The 17,930-nt window shown below is 52.5% G+C and carries 15 protein-coding genes and 1 tRNA gene; 6 read left to right on the top strand and 10 right to left on the bottom strand.

What is annotated here, in order from left to right:
• Window positions 1-12 precede the first annotated feature (12 nt).
• The 9 genes from rlmN to AGA_RS08255 all read right to left on the bottom strand — a co-directional run bounded on the left by rlmN (window position 13) and on the right by AGA_RS08255 (window position 8,308).
• Window positions 13-1,227 carry a 23S rRNA (adenine(2503)-C(2))-methyltransferase RlmN gene (gene rlmN / locus AGA_RS08295; RefSeq protein WP_059024770.1) on the bottom strand — a complete coding sequence of 405 codons (1,215 nt, stop codon included), beginning with the start codon at window positions 1,225-1,227 and terminating at the stop codon, window positions 13-15.
• Between the two features lie 115 nt (window positions 1,228-1,342).
• Window positions 1,343-1,774, bottom strand: a complete 432-nt coding sequence (locus AGA_RS08290) for a hypothetical protein (RefSeq protein WP_231945751.1) — start codon at window positions 1,772-1,774, stop codon at window positions 1,343-1,345.
• 297 nt (window positions 1,775-2,071) lie between these two features.
• Window positions 2,072-2,812, bottom strand: coding sequence for a TlyA family RNA methyltransferase (locus AGA_RS08285; RefSeq protein WP_059023828.1), 741 nt, complete (start codon window positions 2,810-2,812; stop codon window positions 2,072-2,074).
• 4 nt (window positions 2,813-2,816) lie between these two features.
• Window positions 2,817-4,808, bottom strand: coding sequence for a 1-deoxy-D-xylulose-5-phosphate synthase (dxs, locus tag AGA_RS08280; protein ID WP_059023827.1), 1,992 nt, complete (start codon window positions 4,806-4,808; stop codon window positions 2,817-2,819).
• A gap of 4 nt (window positions 4,809-4,812) precedes the next feature.
• Window positions 4,813-5,748: a polyprenyl synthetase family protein gene (locus AGA_RS08275; RefSeq protein ID WP_059023826.1), complete on the bottom strand. Its 936-nt coding sequence runs from the start codon at window positions 5,746-5,748 to the stop codon at window positions 4,813-4,815.
• A gap of 1 nt (window position 5,749) precedes the next feature.
• Entirely contained in the window at window positions 5,750-6,004 is a 255-nt protein-coding gene (locus AGA_RS08270; protein WP_172793731.1) for an exodeoxyribonuclease VII small subunit, read from the bottom strand.
• A gap of 82 nt (window positions 6,005-6,086) precedes the next feature.
• Window positions 6,087-6,323: a sulfurtransferase TusA family protein gene (locus AGA_RS08265; RefSeq protein WP_059023824.1), complete on the bottom strand. Its 237-nt coding sequence runs from the start codon at window positions 6,321-6,323 to the stop codon at window positions 6,087-6,089.
• A 72-nt stretch (window positions 6,324-6,395) separates the two neighbouring features.
• Window positions 6,396-7,181 (bottom strand): RlmE family RNA methyltransferase, encoded by a 786-nt coding sequence (locus AGA_RS08260; protein WP_059023823.1) that lies wholly within the window; start codon window positions 7,179-7,181, stop codon window positions 6,396-6,398.
• On the bottom strand, window positions 7,178-8,308 hold the full coding sequence (locus tag AGA_RS08255; protein ID WP_059023822.1) for a Ppx/GppA phosphatase family protein: 1,131 nt from the start codon (window positions 8,306-8,308) through the stop codon (window positions 7,178-7,180). Before AGA_RS08255 ends, AGA_RS08260 begins: the two co-directional genes overlap by 4 nt.
• Window positions 8,309-8,501: 193 nt before the next feature.
• Between AGA_RS08255 and AGA_RS08250 the strand changes: the two genes are divergently transcribed.
• The 4 genes from AGA_RS08250 (at window position 8,502) to AGA_RS08240 (ending at window position 13,168) form a co-directional block, all read left to right on the top strand.
• Window positions 8,502-8,575: transfer RNA gene (locus AGA_RS08250), tRNA-Gln, on the top strand.
• Window positions 8,576-9,407: 832 nt separating this feature from the next.
• Window positions 9,408-10,751, top strand: coding sequence for a diguanylate cyclase domain-containing protein (locus AGA_RS14120; protein ID WP_231945750.1), 1,344 nt, complete (start codon window positions 9,408-9,410; stop codon window positions 10,749-10,751).
• Entirely contained in the window at window positions 10,636-11,547 is a 912-nt protein-coding gene (locus AGA_RS14115) for a putative bifunctional diguanylate cyclase/phosphodiesterase (protein WP_331711634.1), read from the top strand. Before AGA_RS14120 ends, AGA_RS14115 begins: the two co-directional genes overlap by 116 nt.
• A gap of 121 nt (window positions 11,548-11,668) precedes the next feature.
• Window positions 11,669-13,168 (top strand): globin-coupled sensor protein, encoded by a 1,500-nt coding sequence (locus tag AGA_RS08240; RefSeq protein WP_059023821.1) that lies wholly within the window; start codon window positions 11,669-11,671, stop codon window positions 13,166-13,168.
• 95 nt (window positions 13,169-13,263) lie between these two features.
• On the opposite strand, the gene AGA_RS08235 is transcribed toward AGA_RS08240, so the two are convergent.
• On the bottom strand, window positions 13,264-14,196 hold the full coding sequence (locus AGA_RS08235) for a transporter (RefSeq protein WP_059023820.1): 933 nt from the start codon (window positions 14,194-14,196) through the stop codon (window positions 13,264-13,266).
• A 301-nt stretch (window positions 14,197-14,497) separates the two neighbouring features.
• On the opposite strand from AGA_RS08235, the gene aspT reads away from it, so the two are divergent.
• Together aspT and AGA_RS08225 are read left to right on the top strand one after the other, a co-directional pair.
• Window positions 14,498-16,180 (top strand): aspartate-alanine antiporter, encoded by a 1,683-nt coding sequence (aspT, locus tag AGA_RS08230; protein ID WP_059023819.1) that lies wholly within the window; start codon window positions 14,498-14,500, stop codon window positions 16,178-16,180.
• Window positions 16,181-16,214: 34 nt separating this feature from the next.
• Entirely contained in the window at window positions 16,215-17,807 is a 1,593-nt protein-coding gene (locus AGA_RS08225; protein ID WP_059023818.1) for a bifunctional aspartate transaminase/aspartate 4-decarboxylase, read from the top strand.
• The last annotated feature ends 123 nt before the right edge of the window (window positions 17,808-17,930 follow it).

Here is a 17,930-nt window from a genome sequence, read left to right as displayed (position 1 = left end):
AAATATGAACTTTCAGGAAGAAAGGCCGTTTCGGGCGCGTTCACTGGCAGTCTTCAACTGCCCGCAGGCTGCCAGAATATCTCGGCCACGAGGGGTGCGAATTGGGGACGCAAACCCGGCGTTCATCACAATTTCCGCAAATCTGTTCTGCTGCTCACGCGTGGAGGGACGATACTGGCTCCCCGGCCACGGATTAAACGGAATCAGATTAACCTTGGCAGGAATGTCCGAAATAAGCCGAACCAGTTCACGCGCGTCAGCTTCGGTATCATTCACGCCACGCAACATGATGTATTCAAACGTGATACGCCGTGCATTGCTGGCGGCCGGATAGCGGCGGCAAGCAGCCAGAACTTCCTCAATAGGATATTTACGGTTGAGGGGGACAATCTCGTCCCGCAGGTCATTCCTCACCGCGTGAAGAGAAACGGCGAGATTAATACCCAACTCGTCTCCGCAACGGTCCATAAGAGGCACTACGCCTGATGTGGAAAGCGTAATACGCCGCCGTGACAGGCCTATACCTTCCCCATCCATGATAATTTTCATGGCTTTGGCCACGTTTTCATAATTGTATAGGGGCTCACCCATACCCATAAGAACAATGGTGGAGAGTAGGCGCGGAGTATCCCCTTTGGGGCTCGGCCACTCCCCATAAGAATCTCGCGCAGCCATGAACTGACTGACTATTTCCGCCGCCCCAAGGTTGCGTACAAGCTTTTGTGTGCCTGTGTGGCAAAACGTGCAGGAAAGTGTGCACCCAACCTGCGACGAAATACAAACAGCCCCCCTGTCTTCCCGCCGGTCTGGAATATACACAGTCTCGGCTTCCTGCCCGTCTCGGAAGCGGAAGAGGAATTTACGCGTTTCATCCTGAGACGTCTGAACCGTTGCCGCTTCTGGCCGCCCAATAATAAATCTTTCTGCCAGTTTTTGCTGGAGCGGCTTGGCAATGCTGCTCATAAGCGAAAAATCTGTCGCGCCCTGATGGTAAATCCAGTGCCATAACTGCTTGGTGCGAAAAGGCTTCTCTCCAATTTCGACCAGAATTTCCGTCAACTCTTCGCGGGAAAGCCCAACCAAGTCACGCCTCCCATCCGCAGTAACAAGGGAAGGAGGGCTAAATTGGGCCGCCTTAGCCAGAATTCGGGTACGTTCTTCTGCATTCAGCGCGGTAACCGCGGCAGCATCGGCAGGAACTGAGGCAGAGGAAGTGGGAAACGACATGGAAGTGTACACTATTTCAAACAAAGGGGAGAGAAGGGCCCTTATAACAAAAAAAGAGGCTGGCAGATACCAGCCTCTTTTGCCTCACCCGAACAGCTTACATTCAACGACTGCTTTACTGAGCAGATGACTGGCTTTGGCCTTTAATCGCATTTTGCAGCCACGTCGCCATCGTCATTCTGGATGTATCGACATTATCTAAAATCATACCAATAGTTTGCGCTGAATAGGCGTCCGGCTTTCCATCGGCTGAGATGGGGAAGGAAGGGCGCGTAATTTCGATTGTCAGAGCCGGACCAGCTGGTTTGTCTTCACCAACATTCATGCTCGCTGGTGCTGGTGTATCTTCCTGTATGTCAGCTGTAACAGACAGCTTTGAGGCTTCTGGATTCTGCCCAAAATAAAGATAGGCATATGTGGCTGCGGCGGAAAGAACGTCCTTTACCGTCTGGCGGTAAAGGTCCGTCGAGCCTGCCGCTCCTTTTACATGCAGCGTTGCAGGATCAGCTTTGATATTGAGAACACCGTTCTCCATATCATCCTGCAAAATCAATCCATCCTGCTCATAACCACGCAGCAGTACACTCCCTGTTCCCGTGGCAGGTTGAGACTGGGCAGATGGATGATGAACCGGAGCCGCCCAAACAAGTGAACTGGACGTCAAAAGGAAGGCGGCGCTGAACAGTGCTGCTATCTTGCGCATGGTACGATGTTGCTTCCCTCAAGATGAACTGATCTTTGTGTTCTCTCAAAGAATTGTGGCAAAAAAATTGACCATCTGCCATGCAAAAAATGGGAAGCAATCTGAAAATTTAATTTAAGATTTATATCCGCAGGCTTATTTTTATGCCTTACGTTGCGCCGCTATAAGGAATTCCTTGTTCCCTTCGGGGCCCGTGATGGGACTAAGTTCTATGCCGAGCACCTGCCAACCCGGCAACCCAGCCCACCAATCATGTATGGTAGCGCATACACTTGCGTGCACGGCGGGGTCTCGGACAACCCCTTTTGCACCAATTTGATCTCGCCCAGCTTCAAACTGGGGTTTGATCAACGCTACAGCCCAAGCATTTTCCGCTGCAAGAGCAAGGGCAGCCGGCAGAACTGTACGAAGACCAATAAAGCTGGCATCACAAACAATAACTTCTGGTGCCACCGGAATAAGTGTTTTGTCCAGATACCGTGCATTACACTTTTCAAGCACAGTTACCCGTGGGTCCGAACGCAGCTTCCACGCCAACTGCCCATGCCCAACATCCACAGCATAAACATGAGCGGCATCGTGCGTCAGAAGCACATCCGTGAAGCCGCCCGTGGATGCCCCAACATCGAGGCACTGCCGTCCTGCCGGGGAGAGTTGGAAATGCTCAAGAGCATGTGCCAACTTGCACCCCCCCCGCGACACCCAAGGATGATCCTGTCCTCGTAGTTCCAATGGTGCGTCCTCAGGCAGCTGGTCTCCCGCCTTGGACACACGCTTGGTTCCGTTAAAAACAAGACCCGCCATAATCAGGGCCTGAGCCTTGGTACGACTCTCGACCAGCCCCCGATCCACCAACAGCTGGTCTGCACGACGACGAGCCATGCAATCAGGCCGTCCGCTCTTCCGTCAGCCTCACACCCAGTGCGTTAAGAGCGGTTGCGACGATGTGTGGAGCGGAGAGCCCGGCCTCGTCATACTGCGCGTCCTGCGTGTTGTGGTCGATAAAGCGGTCGGGCAGGGTCATCGGGCGGAATCGGACCTGATCCAGCAGACCGGTGCGCGCCAGATGGTGGCAGACCTGTGTGGCAAACCCACCTTCGGACCCTTCCTCAATGGTAATCAGCACCGCATGGTTGCGGGCCAGATTTTCCAGCAGGGCGGTGTCAATCGGCTTGGCAAAGCGGGCATCCGCCACCGTGGGCGGCAGCCCCTGAGCCGCCAGCATGTCGGCGGCCTTCAGGCACGCGCCAAGCCTTGGCCCGAGCGAGAGAATGGCAATGCCACCCGTTTCTGCCCCAAACTGGCGACCCATCTCGCGGATAATGCGGCCCTTGCCAATTTCCAGCACCTGCCCTTCGGCAGGCAGGTCCAGACCCAGCCCGTTGCCACGCGGGTAACGCAGGGCAATCGGGCCTTCATCAAACTCAATGGCTGTGGCTGTCATATGCAGCAGTTCCAGCTCGTCCGAAGGGGCCATGATGGTCATGCCCGGCAGGCAGCCCAGATAGGCAATATCGAACGACCCGGCATGGGTGGCGCCATCGGCCCCAACCAGACCGGCACGGTCAATGGCAAAGCGAACCGGCAGGTTCTGCAACACCACATCGTGCATGACCTGATCATACGCACGCTGGAGGAAGGTGGAGTAAATGGCGCAGAACGGGCGCAGACCCTCGGTTGCCATACCGGCGGCAAAGGTCACCGCATGCTGCTCGGCAATGCCGACGTCAAAAAAGCGGTCGGGGTAGTTCTTGGCAAATGCATCCAGCCCCGTACCCGAGGGCATGGCGGCGGTAATGGCGGTCAGCCGGTGGTCAGTCTGGGCGCGGCGCACCAGCTCACGTGCAAACACCGAGGTGTAGCTCGGCGGGCCCGCGGGGCCTTTTTTCTGCTCACCGGTAATGACGTTGAACTTGGCAACGGCGTGGTATTTGTCGCCTGCGTTTTCCGCCGGGCGGTAGCCGTGGCCTTTTTCCGTAATGACGTGGAGCAGGATGGGGCCTTTATCCGTATCGCGCAGGTTGCGCAGGATATTGACCAGCTGCGGCAGGTCGTGCCCGTCCACGGGACCAACGTAGTAAAAGCCCAGCTCCTCAAACAGCGTGCCGCCGGTAATCATCCCACGGGCATATTCGTCCGCCTTGCGGGCCGTGCGTTCCATCGGAGCTGGCAGCTTTTTGACGAATTTCCCCGCCAGTTCGCGCAGTTCCATGAACTTGCGTGATGACATGAGGCGGGAGAGGTAGTTGGACATGGCCCCGACTGGCGGGGCGATGGACATTTCGTTGTCATTGAGGATGACAATCAGCCGTTCGGCGCCGGGGCCGGCCACGGCTGCGTTGTTCATGGCCTCATACGCCATACCGGCGGAGATGGAGCCATCCCCGATAACGGCAATCACATTGCGTTCACGGTAGGAAGGGTCATCCTCGGCGCGCAGGTGGTGCGCCACGGCCATGCCCAGACCGGCAGAAATGGAGGTGGAGGAGTGGGCCGCGCCAAACGGGTCATATGGGCTTTCCGCCCGGCGGGTAAAGCCGGACAGGCCGCCGGGCTGGCGCAGGGTGCGGATACGGTCGCGGCGGCCGGTCAGAATCTTGTGCGGGTAGGCCTGATGGCCCACATCCCAGATCACCCGGTCATCGGGCGTGTCAAACACGGCGTGGAGGGCAACGGTCAGCTCCACAACCCCAAGGGATGCACCAAGGTGCCCACCCGTGGTGGAGACCGCATCGACCGTTTCGGCCCGCAGTTCGTCCGCAAGCTGCTTGAGCTGCTCTACAGACAGGTTACGCAGGTCCGCGGGAACGCGAACACGATCCAGCGCAGGAAAACGACCAAGAGTGGGAATCGGTGACGGGGCGTTCTGATCAGCCATGACCTCAGTTTCTCCGCTCGATCACATAATAGGCGAGATCCCGCAACCGATCTGCCTGTGCCCCAAACGGCGCAAGTTCAGCAATTGCGGCTTCGGTCACACGCGCAGCTTCCTGCTTGGCACCATCGATCCCAAGCAACGCCACAAAAGTGGATTTACCAGAGGCTTCGTCTTTACCTGCTGTTTTCCCAAGCTCTTCTGCTGTCGCCGTAGCGTCCAGCACGTCATCAGCAATCTGGAAAGCAGCGCCAATATTGGCGCCGTAAGCCCGCAGACGCCGACGCAGATCGGGAGAAGCCTGCCCAAGGATTGCACCAGCTTCCGCCGAATAACGGATCAGGCAGCCCGTTTTAAGAGCATGTAAATGCCGAACCTCATCAAGGGGAAGGGCGCGGCCTTCGCCTTCCATATCAATCATCTGACCACCGACCATGCCAGCGGCCCCAGATGCTTCGGCAAAACTCTGGATCAGATCAATCCGGACTTCGGCGCTTTCATGAGTTTGCATGCCAGCAAGAATTTCGAATGCCTTGGTTTGCAAGGCATCGCCGGCAAGAATGGCGGTTGCCTCATCAAACTTGCGGTGCGTCGACGGCTGGCCACGCCGCATATCATCATCATCCATGGCAGGCAGATCATCATGCACCAAAGAGTAGGCATGCAACATCTCAACCGATGCAGCCACCCGGGCAGACTGGCTCTCGGGCACGCCAAACAGGCTGGCCGCAGTAACCGCCAGATAGCCACGCAGGCGCTTGCCGCCTCCCAAGGTGGCGTAACGCATGGCGTCTATAAGCCTGGCGTCCCCTCCTTTGGTAGGGGGGAGCAGAGCGTCGATCGCGCTTTCAATCACGCTTGCACGCGCGCCCATATCCTGCTTGAGGAGCGCAGCATCAGTTGCGCGGATGATTGTGGTTTGTGTCGGCTCAGTCATCGACATCTCAGTCCATTGGTTTCATGTCCAACGACCCGTCGGACCGTTGCACGATCGCCTGCACGCGGGCTTCTGCTTCGCTCAGCTTGGCCTCACAATGCTGCCGCAGGGCCGCACCACGCTCATATGCCTTAATGGCATCTTCCAGCTTCATCTGGCCACCTTCCAAGCCGCGCACAATTTTTTCCAATTCGGAAAGCGCTTCCTCAAAAGACAGCGAAGTGATGTTGTCCGGCATCGTGCGGGCGTCCCTATCCTTCATGAAGGGCAGCCAATAGCGCGAGAAGGGGCCATCTGCCAAGCCTTGCAAATGAATGGCAGCAGAATTTCAGCTATGAGCGGGATTATGCGTCCTGCGTGCAACGTTTGATTGTAAAGGAAAAAATGCCGTTTTCATCTGCGAAGGAAACAAGCGCATGCCCGGTTTCCCGGCAGAAAACCTGAAAATCCGTCACGGATGCCCGGTCGGTCGCCAGAACCCGAAGGCGCGCACCCGCAGGCAGTCCCCGGAGAACACGATTGGCTTTTAAGACGGGGAGGGGGCAGCTCAGCCCCCGTACATCAAGAACTGTATCGGTCATGAATACTTCTACTTCACCAGATAGTCAGCCGGCTCACACTGCCTCAACAGGATAAGAGCCAGAATTTCCCGGTCAGACCGGCAGCCTCTTAGGCCTAAATCCTGTCGCAACAACATAGAGTTCCGACGAATCCTTACGGCTTGCTGGCGGCTTGGCATGGCGCACCAACGAAAAAGCCTGCTTCAGGGTGTCCAGCATGGCTTTTTCTGAACCACCCTGAAAAACCTTGGCAACAAATCCACCGCCTTCGGCCAGAATTTCAAACGCAAAATGCAGGGCTTCTTCTGTCAGGCCAATAATACGAATATGGTCGGTCGGCCCGTGCCCGGTTGTGTTGGGAGCCATGTCCGAAACAACGAGGTCCGCTTTCCCACCCAGCATGGCAGTCAAGGTGTTGCCCATGTCTGGGTCAGTAAAGTCCCCCTGAATAATTTCAGCTCCCGGCACCGGATCAACGGGCAGCAGATCAACGCCCACAACCTTGGCGGCACCACGCTTAACCAGAACCTGCGCCCACCCTCCCGGAGCAGCTCCCAGATCCACCACCCGCATACCCGGACGGATGAGACCGAACTTGTCATCCAGTTCAATCAGCTTGAACGCCGCCCGTGAACGCCACCCCTGCTTATGCGCTGCCTGCACATACGGGTCATTCAACTGGCGGGCGAGCCACTTCTGCTGGGCAGTGGTGCGACCGCGCGCCGTTCGAAGCGAAACGGTTTGAGTGCGCATTCTTTGCGGGGCATCAGAATCATCCTTAGCCAGCCTGCCGCCGGGCGTCGCACTACTTTTTCGTGCTCGTCCCGGCACACGCAGTGTGGAGGAGTTGCCCGATGAACGGTTTCTCTTGTCGCTCATAAACCTGTTGCCTGCATTAAATTCGGTGTGGAAGGGGCTTGCTGCGTGTGGGCCGAGCGCACCGGCCGACGGGATACAGAACTCGTTTTGCGCAGCATACGTAAAATCATGCCGTCTCGTAGCCCACGATCCGCCACAATAATATCCTGCATAGGCCATATATCGTGAATAGCCTCGAAAATAGCGCAACCGGGCAGCACAAAAGGCGCGCGGTCCGGGCCAATGCACGGATGGGCCTCAATGTTGGCCACCCCCATTTCCTGTAGCTTACGCATAGCCAGTCGCGCACTGCTGGCCGGCAGAAGCGACCCGTCAACCGCGGCCCGCGCATAACGCGGCAGATTGAGAATGAGACTAGCAAGCGTTGTTACCGTGCCGCTTGTGCCAATCAACCGCACATGGTTACGACGGATTTCCGAGCGGATGCGATGCACACTCTCAAATTCATGCAAAAAATTGCGGGTGTGCTCAACCATGTCACGATAGCGGGCGGGCGTCAGGTTTTGTATCGGCCCAAACTGCTCCGCCAGAGTAACTACCCCAACAGGAAGACTGAGATACCCAATAAGAGAGGATGTTTGAGAGGCCGCATCTGTACGGATCCAAGCTATTTCAGTGGAGCCGCCGCCAATATCAAACAAAAGCGCTCGGCCGCGCGGAAGACCAAAACGCTGATTATGGATTAGGTTAGCGCAACTCTCGACCGCTAGAGTTGCTTCTTCCCGCCCAGATATAATGTGAATATCAAAGCCGGCCTCCGCTCGTGCGCGCTTGATAAAAGCAGGCCCATTACTCGCACGACGGCAGGCCTCGGTTGCCACGGCACGGAACATGCCCACCTGCCGCCGCTCCAGACGCTCTGCGCAAATTTTCAGAGCCTCCATAGTCCGGCCCATCGCTTCGTCACTCAGGCGTCCGGTATGATGCAACCCTTCACCCAACCGAACTGTCCGCGTGAAACTATCGACCACACGAAATCCACCCGCCGTTTGCGCGGCGATCATCAGTCGGCAGTTATTGGTGCCAAGATCAAGAGCCCCCAACAGGTCCTGCTCCACACCTTGCCCGGCAGAGGAAGGGAAAAGCCTGTTGACCGAAGGGCCGGCCCAGGGAAGTGGATGATCCATCTGTCCGGTCCTTTAATATCTGGAGTTGCACTGTTCTCCACTTATTCTGGGGACCGGGACGGCTGGGGACAAGACAAATGTGCAACAAAAATAAAATTCTTTTATCGGATGGGGTTGTCAGCCCATACCGAGGGTGCTAGTAGAGCGTCACCGGCACGGAAGTGAGGTTTCACACTTCGAAGCGTCGCCTTGCTGGGGGATAGTTTAGCGGTAGAACTACCGGCTCTGACCCGGTCAGCCCTGGTTCGAATCCAGGTCCCCCAGCCATAATTTCCCTCCTCAAATGTCACATAAAAGTAATTATCGCCCTAAACATTCACGTGAGGCGATAGCAATTACCATAGCACAAAACTGGCCGCAGCAAGGCGGACTCAAAATACGTATGCCCGAATGGTCATGGCTTGCGGAATAATCTATCCCAATCCTCGCCCCGATATTTTTTGAGCCCCATCACCCTAAGGTAATAAGCTCATGCAGAGTCACAGCAGATGGCAATGTAAAGACCGAAAGATTAAAATTTATTTAAATTTAATTTATCGGGACGTAATAACGATTTAAAAACAAAATACCGTTCCGAAGAGATTTATAAAACCTAGCAAGGCATGAGATAAATATAGAATTCGGACAGGTAGACAGAGGTTAAGCCTATTCTTATCTAACGCTCTCATTCTGAGGAACTTACCACCACCCTCCCGCGTGAAATTCTGTTAACAAACACTCAACGCACTTGAATTTATCTAAAAATTGTCATTTGTTGGCCTCGACAGATAAAAAAGAGGGTGATGCGTGTGAAGCTCTTCCTATAGATGCAGTCTATATTCTGGCATGGCTGTGTAGAGTTATTGTTACGCGTCTCAGAGTAAGTGTTGAGGTTGTCATTATGCCAGATGACCTGACCTCGAGATCATTCCACCGCAGGGATCATACTTGCGGATCAACAACCGCAAAGAGGCTCTACGGCTATTTGGCTAAATCCAGACAATAATTCTCTCAATACTTCCTCGTTCTATGCCGCAGCATTCCTACACGCATTCAAGGCCCGATAATGCTCCCTTCAAAATCTCCCGCCCCGTCAGAAGACACAAAATTATATTTTGATATGCTCGAACAGGCGGCCGATGGTGTTGTTATCATTAACCAACTGAACCACGTTGTTTTTTTTAACACCGCAGCAGAACACCTTTGGGGATGTTCCGCTGCCGACGTGGTTGGGAAAAATGTGAACTGCCTTGTGCCGTCCGAACAGCGCGCGCAGCACGATGGCTACATTAACCACAACAGAAACACCGGCATTAATCATATCGTCGGCACCTCGCGGGAGGTGGTTTTTACGCGCTCCAATGGCGACTATGTTTCAGCAGAAATGTCCATTTCAACGGCCATCATAGGCCCGGACAAGCAGCGCTATTATATGGCCTTCCTTAAAGGGGTGACTGAAGAAAGCCACCGCAGGAAAATACTGGACCTTCAAAACCGTGTTTTCCACCAGTTGTCTGGCGAATCACCAGAGCAGGATATTGCCGACATGCTCTGCGCAGAAGCTGAGCAGTTGGTCCCCAATACCGTAGCCGTTCTATTGCAGGTAAACGGCGAACAGAATCTTGAAATTCTTTCGGGGGAGGGGCTTTCCCGTAGAAAAATAGCAATGCTTATGCGCATTGCTTTAACGGATGCAGATATTGCAGCCCTAACAGAAGCCCCAGAAGAAGCACGCTCCATTGTATGGAATGCAGATCCTTCCAGCGGTCAGGAAAGTGAGTTCCTGGACTGCTGGGCTTCTGCCATATGCAATGGCGCAGGTGAACTAATCGGGATTTTTGCCCTATATTCCCGCAACCGGGACAAAATCACCAACTGGCCGCAAAAAATTGTTGCTGGTTGCGTACCATCCTGTGCAGCAATTATTGAACGGGGCAAAACGCGACAGCAGCTAAGCCGTCTGGACCGCTACGATGCTCTGACGGGCTTGCTGAACAGAAATGCCGTTACGACGATCCTAAGGGACATGACACTTCAGTCCGCCAGCAGTCCCTTTGCTCTGCTCGTGCTGGATGTTGATCTGTTTCAGGACATCAACAACCTGATGGGTTATGATCAGGGTGATGCGCTTTTGCAAACCATGGCCCAGCGTCTGGTTGCACAGTGCCGGAGCAACTTCATAACTGGACGGTTGGGCGGGGATGATTTTGTCGTCATCATTCCTAATGGTGACCACGATATTGCCGATGCTTTTGCGGATAGCCTAACGGCCGCAATGCGTGAGCCTGTTGTTATTAACAATCAGGAAATCATCATATCCCTGAGTATTGGCATCAGCCTTTACCCTGATGATGGTCTGGAAATTGAGCATATTCTCAACCGTGCTGAAATGGCTATGCTCGAGGCCAAAAAGACGGCCCGCAAAAGCTTCAGGCTTCAGGCTTCTGGGAAGTATTGCAAATGACGATGTAAGGGCGCGCGTCGTTATTGGGTCAGCTCTACGCAAAGCTATTCAGGATTCTGAACTGGAGCTGTTTTATCAACCCCAGATCAGTACCAAAAATAACATGCTGTATGGGGTTGAAGCGCTTTCACGCTGGCACCACCCCACTCTGGGCACCATTCCTCCTTCGCGCTTTATTCCGATTGCCGAAGAAACAGCGCAGATTGAAGCAATCGGCTTGTGGTCTTTAGAACAGGCCTGCATTCAGATCGTTAAATGGGACAAAATAGGCCTGCATGTTCCTATTGTCAGTGTAAATCTGTCGGCTGCTCATTTCAGCAACCCGACCTTGACAGAAAACATCGTGAACCTTCTTGAGCATTACCGCCTTTCCCCCAATCGCCTAACGATTGAAATTACCGAAGGTGGCATGATGCAGCAGAATGCCGAAACGATGACAACGCTAACTGCTCTGCGCGATATTGGTGTCGGCCTTTCACTGGATGATTTTGGTACAGGTTTTTCTTCCCTGTCGCGGATCTCACACCTGCCGCTGACCGAAATCAAAATTGACCGGAGCTTCATCATTAATTTTGAAAAAGATGTCAGTTCTATCATTGTGACGGAAGCAGCCATCAACATTGGTAAAAGACTTGGCGTACACGTTGTAACGGAAGGTGTGGAAGACACATTCCAAGAAACACGGCTCCGAGCGATGGGATGTGATGTTATGCAGGGCTACCTGTTTGCTCGCCCCATGCCTCCGAGTGATTTACTACACTGGATGCAAACCAGACCTATTCTTGCGCCATCGTAATGCCGTAAACGCAGGGTTTCTAACGCCCGAAGGTCTACCCTGAATATCCATAAATTTTCTGAAGGGGAGGGCATTCCCCTTCAGAAAATAAAGCACCCAAAACGATAATTAGGAGATTCAAATGAATAGCATTTCCACCGAAATAAGACATTCACAAAACCGTGCGCAGGATTTTGCGGATCTGGAATATCGTCGCAAATTCATGAAGCTCACAGACAAAGATTGCGCATCTATCCGTCTGATCAAGGATATTATTGATCGCGAATTGCCAATCGCGCTGGATAGCTTTTATGAGCAGGTTCGCAAAACGCCTGAAACAAGCTCTTTCTTTCCGACTGAATCAAAAATTGGACATGCAAAACATGCCCAACAAGACCATTGGAAAAATATTTCATCTGCAAATTTTGATCAGAAATATGCAGAAAAAGTGCATATCATCGGTAGCGTACATGCACGAATTGGGCTGGAACCCCGCTGGTATATTGGCGGTTATGCCATTGTGCTGGATCATCTGATCCGCAGCATTATAAGCGATCTCGCTCCCAAGACTGGCCTCTTCGCCAAAAAACCTGCCATTTCGGCCGAACAGATGGGCGATGCGATTGCGAGCCTGACAAAAGCTGTCATGCTTGAAATGGATCTGACAATTTCGGTGTATCTCGAAGAAGCGGAAAAGGCTCGCCAGAAATCACGCGATGAAGTTATCCATAAAGAGCAGACTTTCGTTGCGGACAGCTTTGGTGTCATTCTCAGCGAAGTAGCCGAGCGCAACCTGTCCCAGAAAATGGACAAAGAGCTACCTGCTGCCTATATTCCGCTGCGCGACAACCTGAATGGCGCCATTGAATCCCTGCGTGAAACGCTGGGGATTGTAAACGACACGACAGAAACAATTGACATTACGGCAGGCGAAATTAATAGCGCCGCGCAGGATCTGGCACATCGGACAGAACAGCAGGCCGTCTCTGTTGAAAAAACAGCAGCCGCAGTTGAAGAGATTACAGCAACGGTTACTTCTACAGCATCCCGCGTTAGCGAAGCCAACACGTTTGTAAACAACTGTCAGAATATTACTGAGCAGTTTGGTGTCATGATTAACCGCGCCACATCAGCAATGTCTGAAATTGAGCGTTCTTCCGAGGCGATCAGCAAAATTACCAATGTTATGTCCAACATTGCCATTCAGACCAACCTACTTGCATTGAACACTGGTGTGGAAGCAGCCCGAGCTGGCGAGGCAGGAAGTGGGTTCCGTGTACTGGCGCAGGAAATTCGTGATCTTGCTAACCGTGCAGGCAATGCTTCCAAGGAAGTAAAGGAACTGGTTGAAACATCTCGCGGGCAGGTGCTTTCTGGCGTTTCCATTATGGAAGAAGCAGGGCACGCTATCAGCACAATTATTTCCAGCGTTGCGGACATTGGTGACCATCTGAAAGCTATTGCTGAAGCGGCTTCTGAACAGGCGACGGCCCTGCAGGAAGTCAACAATGCGGTATCCACGATCGACCAAGGTACACGGCAGAATGCAGCAATGGTCGAGCAGACATCTGCTGCAAGCTCTGGCATGGCGCAGCAGGCACGCCAGCTTAAAGGGCTGCTGAACGAATTCACCCTGTCGTAATAATAGTATCATTAAAAAAGGGGCATCTTCATTAGAAGATGCCCCTTTTGCATCCTCAGGCAAAAATCATGAGGATAATTATGCAATATTTAAAATCAATAAACCATATTCACGGCAAACTGCGGCGATACTTTTACACCTGTGTTATGCCCTGCATAATAAATTGCCGATCCCACGATAATACCCATACGTGAATTCCAGCTATATTCTACAGCCGGAGCTATCTGCCAATCTCCGCTACTTGACCCGATGTGATCAACACGCTTACCGTGAGCGTCGTATCCCCAAACACGAGAGCCATTGGCCCAGTCACGCGCCAAATCCATAGCCAAAACCCAAGACTGGTTAAGCCCATATTCCAGGGAGAAACCGCTCTGGCCGCTCATGCCCGGTCGACCACGACCATGAAAACCCGCACTGGTACCGTAACTGCTCATATCTTCCAGTTGTGCGGACGTAAGAGCACGACGAAACCATCCCCATGTGCGCAGGCGAAGAGCATGATTCCCATTTACTACGTAAGTAGACTGCTCTGTAATGGCAACACGGAAAACATAAGCTCCATTACCATTGCCGTCCTGTTTGCTCTGCAATTTTTTATAATCACCGGTGGGAAAATATACCCCGGCAAAAAGATTAAATGCAGGAATATATTTTTTTGGATTTGGATCGACAAAACGCCAGACCATATCCACGGGAAAATCACCAAACTTTGGGCCGGACGAGTGCCCTTGCCCTCGCTCCCACCCATAATTAACCACGGTATGCGCCTGAATACTCAAATGGTCAGTAATCCCGTACTTCCACATGGTTGAATTACTGAACGTTTGCTGTCGAGGATGCTGCGGGTGACTACTCCCATCAGGCCCAAAATATCCTATAGGTTGTGTGTAGCTATAATATGGCTCCACTCCTAAAAGACCGGCATGTGCCTCAGCACCGGAAGGTGACACAAGTGACCCTGTATACCACTGTCCATCGGCTGCGCGTGCCACACCTGAAATAAAAGATAAGACAACACTTGCCATTACCACATATTTTTTATTTTTATTTTATATTTGGCTATCATAATCTTCTCTCATTGCGGCACAAAAATAAACATCCACCGGCGGGGTGGTCTTGTATCACTGATAAATACAAAATGCCATATAGATACAAAAATCTCCCAAACATAACATCCACCAAAAAGTTATAATACATTCGTAACAATACGACTTAGAAACTATTTACATTGTTTTTATTTGTAGAATCAAAACATTCACTTGACACGCAGCCTTGTCACAACAAAAACGTAGGCTTTAAAACCACACAAAGCGAAGCGCCTGTTATATGGAAATAACTAATTTTTTCAGGACTCTACTCAATACATGCCCAGAAATTGCGCTGTTTCTGGCTATCGCCATAGGCTATGGCATTGGAAAAATACGTTTTGGTTCCTTCCAACTCGGCGGTGTAGCTGGTTCACTCCTTGCGGCTGTCGCCATTAGCCAGATTGGGATTCATATTGATTCCGGCATTAAGGCCGTACTCTTCGCGCTCTTTATTTATGCCGTTGGTTTTCAGAGTGGTCCGCAGTTTTTTCGCTCGCTGGGACGCCAGTCCATACGAGAAGTTCTGATGGCTGTGGTTCTGGCAATTAGCGGTCTGCTGACCGTTGTTGCCGTGGCCCGCATCTTTCATCTGGATAAAGGACTGGCTGCGGGTATTGCGGCTGGCGGCCTTACACAATCAGCCATTATCGGCACAGCCAGTTCCGCACTGGAAAAGTTGGGCCTGCCTATGGCACAGGTGCAGCAGATGCAGGGGAATGTTGCTGTCGGTTATGCCGTCACTTACATTTTTGGTTCCCTTGGTCCGATCATCCTCTGTGTAAACTTGCTGCCCTGGCTAACCAAACGCAGCATTCGTGAGGATGCATTAAAAGCCGAAGCCGCCCAGATGGGGGGCGTTCATATTTACGCAGACGGCGAACAACCTGCTTTACCAGAACTCATTGGCCGTGTTTTTGTCATTGAGCAGGGCGGGCAATCTGTCAGCCAGATTGAAAGCGCCTCCGTTACAGTCGAGCAGATACACCGTAACGGAACTCCGCTTGGCTGGACCTCTGACACGGTACTTGCCGCAGGCGATGTTATTCTTCTTTTTGGCCACCGCGCAGAGGTGGTCTCGGCGGGTCAACAACTTGGCAAAGAAATCCGTAATGCCGAGGGTATGGACGTTGTCATGGTGCGTCGCGACATCTGCCTGACAAACAAGGCATTTGCTGGCAAGACGGTGTCCGAATGTGTGCATATGCTCTCACCGGCCGCACGACATGGCGTTTTTCTTTTGGGCCTCAGCCGCGATGGAAAACCGGAAACTGTCAGCGATGATCTCCGTACCATGTCCGGGGATATCGTATCACTTTACGGCACAAGTCAGGATGTGCAGCGAGTGGCTGCACAACTGGGTCCCATCCTGACCAAGAGCGTCAAAACCGATCTGGTTTTTCATGGCTGCGGCCTTGTTCTGGGCCTGCTGATCGGTCTGGTTGTTATTCGCATGGGGTCTGTTCCCCTTACTCTTGGCAGCGGTGGGGGGGCTCTTTTATCTGGCCTTCTGTTCGGGTGGTATCAAAGCAAACATAGCACCGTGGGGAATATGCCAATGGCATCCTCATCCTTGCTGGTGGACCTCGGTCTTTCGGGGTTTGTCGCCGTAACCGGGTTGCAAACAGGCCAACAAGCAGTGGCGACCATTATAGAGCATGGCTTAACCCTGTTCATGCTTGGCGTCGTTGTCACTCTCGTTCCTCTTATTCTGACCATGCTGTTCGGGCGTTACGTGCTCCGCTACGACAATACCGCCATTTTTGCCGGCGCACTGGCAGGTTCACGCAGCGCCAACCCTGCTTTTGGCGAAGTCCTGAACAAAGCTGGCAATTCCGTTCCAACAACCCCCTTTGCCATTACATACGCCGTGGCAAATGTGCTGCTGACCCTTCTGGGGCCGCTGGTTGTTGCTTTTTCCTGACCTTATTTTTGAACCGTAAGAAAGCGAGAACATAATGGCTATTGATTACGCAAAATTCAAAAATCTCAGCCCCTTTGAACTCAAAGACGAACTTATTCGTCTGGCTTCCAGCCATACAGACCGCACCATGCTCAACGCGGGCCGCGGTAACCCTAACTTTCTTGCAACGCTCCCACGTTCCGCCTTTTTCCATCTGGGGCAGTTTGCGGTTTCTGAATCCGAACTCTCCTTTTCCTACATGACGGCGGGAGTAGGCGGGCAGGCCCGCGTGGATGGGATTGAAGAAAGATTTGAACGCTTTCTGTCTGAAAATCGTGACAAAAGCGGCATTTTCTTTCTGGGTCGCGCACTAAGCTACGTACGGGACCAGATGGGCCTGTCTGCTTCTGCCTTCCTGCACGAAATGGTGGAAGGTATTCTGGGCTGCAATTACCCAACCCCACCGCGCATGTTGACCATGAGCGAACAGATTGCAGGCCAGTACGTTCTGCATGAAATGGTTGGAAGCGAATTGCCCGTTGACAGCACGGACTTTTTTGCGACCGAAGGTGGCACTGCCGCCATGGCGTATATCTTCAACAGTCTCAAGCAGAACGGTCTGGTCAAAAAGGGGGACAAAGTCGCCATTGGCCTGCCCGTATTTTCTCCCTACATCGAAATCCCGCAGTTGGAAGAATACGGACTTGAGGTTGTTGCCATTAATGCCGATCCGGAGATGAACTGGCAGTACCCGGCGGCCGAACTGGAAAAACTCAAAGACCCGGCAGTTAAAATTTTCTTCTGCGTTAATCCGAGCAACCCACCATCAGTCAAGATGGACGATACGTCTCTGGAATTGATTGCATCTATTGTCAAAAATGATCGTCCTGATCTGATGATCCTGACGGATGATGTCTATGGCACATTTGCAGATGACTTCCGTTCCCTGTATGCCGTTTGCCCAGCCAACACCATTCTGGTTTATTCCTTCTCCAAATACTTTGGTGCAACAGGCTGGCGTCTCGGTGTTATTGGCGTTCATAAAGACAACGCCATTGACGGACTACTGCGCGCACTCCCGGCCGATACGCAAAAAGCCCTTGGACAGCGCTATTCAAGCCTGACAACAGATGCCAGTTCGCTCAAGTTCATTGACCGTCTTGTTGCAGACAGCCGCGCCGTCGCACTTAACCACACGGCGGGTCTCTCCACCCCTCAGCAGGTACAAATGGTGCTGTTCGCATTGTTTGCTCTGATGGACGAAACCGGACACTATAAAGCATCCCTCAAAGCGGTTATTCGCCGCCGCGAAGCTGCGCTTTACCGTGAACTCGGCGTCAAACCGTCCGAAGATGCCAATGCGGTCGACTACTATACACTGCTTGATCTGGAAACAATTTCCCGCAGTCTATACGGCAAAAAATTTGCTAAATGGATGCTCAAGCGTGCCAGCACGGGTGAAATGCTGTTCCGCATTGCAGATGAAACTGGCATTGTACTTTTGCCGGGCGAGGGCTTTGGTGTACAAAAACCTGCAGCCCGCGCATCTTTGGCCAATCTTAGCGAATATCAATACGCTGCCATTGGTCGTTCTTTGCGCAAAATGGCAGATGAATACTACCAGGAATTCTTGAAAAGCGAGGCATAAACACCTCGTTTCCACGTGGGAGGTTTATAATCTCCCGCATACTACAAATACTATTTTTAATGGCGTGGAATATGGCTCCATACTCCACGCCATTAACTTTATATGCCACGGTGTAACTATGTT

It is taken from the genome of Acetobacter ghanensis, assembly GCF_001499675.1.
Lineage (GTDB): Bacteria > Pseudomonadota > Alphaproteobacteria > Acetobacterales > Acetobacteraceae > Acetobacter > Acetobacter ghanensis.
Note: the sequence above shows the minus strand (reverse complement) of the source record. Positions and strands in the feature narration are given on the sequence as shown.

Coding starts and splice junctions, on each gene's coding strand:
- rlmN (WP_059024770.1), bottom strand. CDS start 1,227: ATGTCGTTTCCCACTTCCTCTGCCTCAGTTCCTGCCGATGCTGCCGCG.
- AGA_RS08285 (WP_059023828.1), bottom strand. CDS start 2,812: ATGGCTCGTCGTCGTGCAGACCAGCTGTTGGTGGATCGGGGGCTGGTC.
- dxs (WP_059023827.1), bottom strand. CDS start 4,808: ATGGCTGATCAGAACGCCCCGTCACCGATTCCCACTCTTGGTCGTTTT.
- AGA_RS08275 (WP_059023826.1), bottom strand. CDS start 5,748: ATGTCGATGACTGAGCCGACACAAACCACAATCATCCGCGCAACTGAT.
- AGA_RS08270 (WP_172793731.1), bottom strand. CDS start 6,004: ATGAAGGATAGGGACGCCCGCACGATGCCGGACAACATCACTTCGCTG.
- AGA_RS08265 (WP_059023824.1), bottom strand. CDS start 6,323: ATGACCGATACAGTTCTTGATGTACGGGGGCTGAGCTGCCCCCTCCCC.
- AGA_RS08260 (WP_059023823.1), bottom strand. CDS start 7,181: ATGAGCGACAAGAGAAACCGTTCATCGGGCAACTCCTCCACACTGCGT.
- AGA_RS08255 (WP_059023822.1), bottom strand. CDS start 8,308: ATGGATCATCCACTTCCCTGGGCCGGCCCTTCGGTCAACAGGCTTTTC.
- AGA_RS14120 (WP_231945750.1), top strand. CDS start 9,408: ATGCTCGAACAGGCGGCCGATGGTGTTGTTATCATTAACCAACTGAAC.
- AGA_RS14115 (WP_331711634.1), top strand. CDS start 10,636: ATGATGGTCTGGAAATTGAGCATATTCTCAACCGTGCTGAAATGGCTA.
- AGA_RS08240 (WP_059023821.1), top strand. CDS start 11,669: ATGAATAGCATTTCCACCGAAATAAGACATTCACAAAACCGTGCGCAG.
- AGA_RS08235 (WP_059023820.1), bottom strand. CDS start 14,196: ATGGCAAGTGTTGTCTTATCTTTTATTTCAGGTGTGGCACGCGCAGCC.
- aspT (WP_059023819.1), top strand. CDS start 14,498: ATGGAAATAACTAATTTTTTCAGGACTCTACTCAATACATGCCCAGAA.
- AGA_RS08225 (WP_059023818.1), top strand. CDS start 16,215: ATGGCTATTGATTACGCAAAATTCAAAAATCTCAGCCCCTTTGAACTC.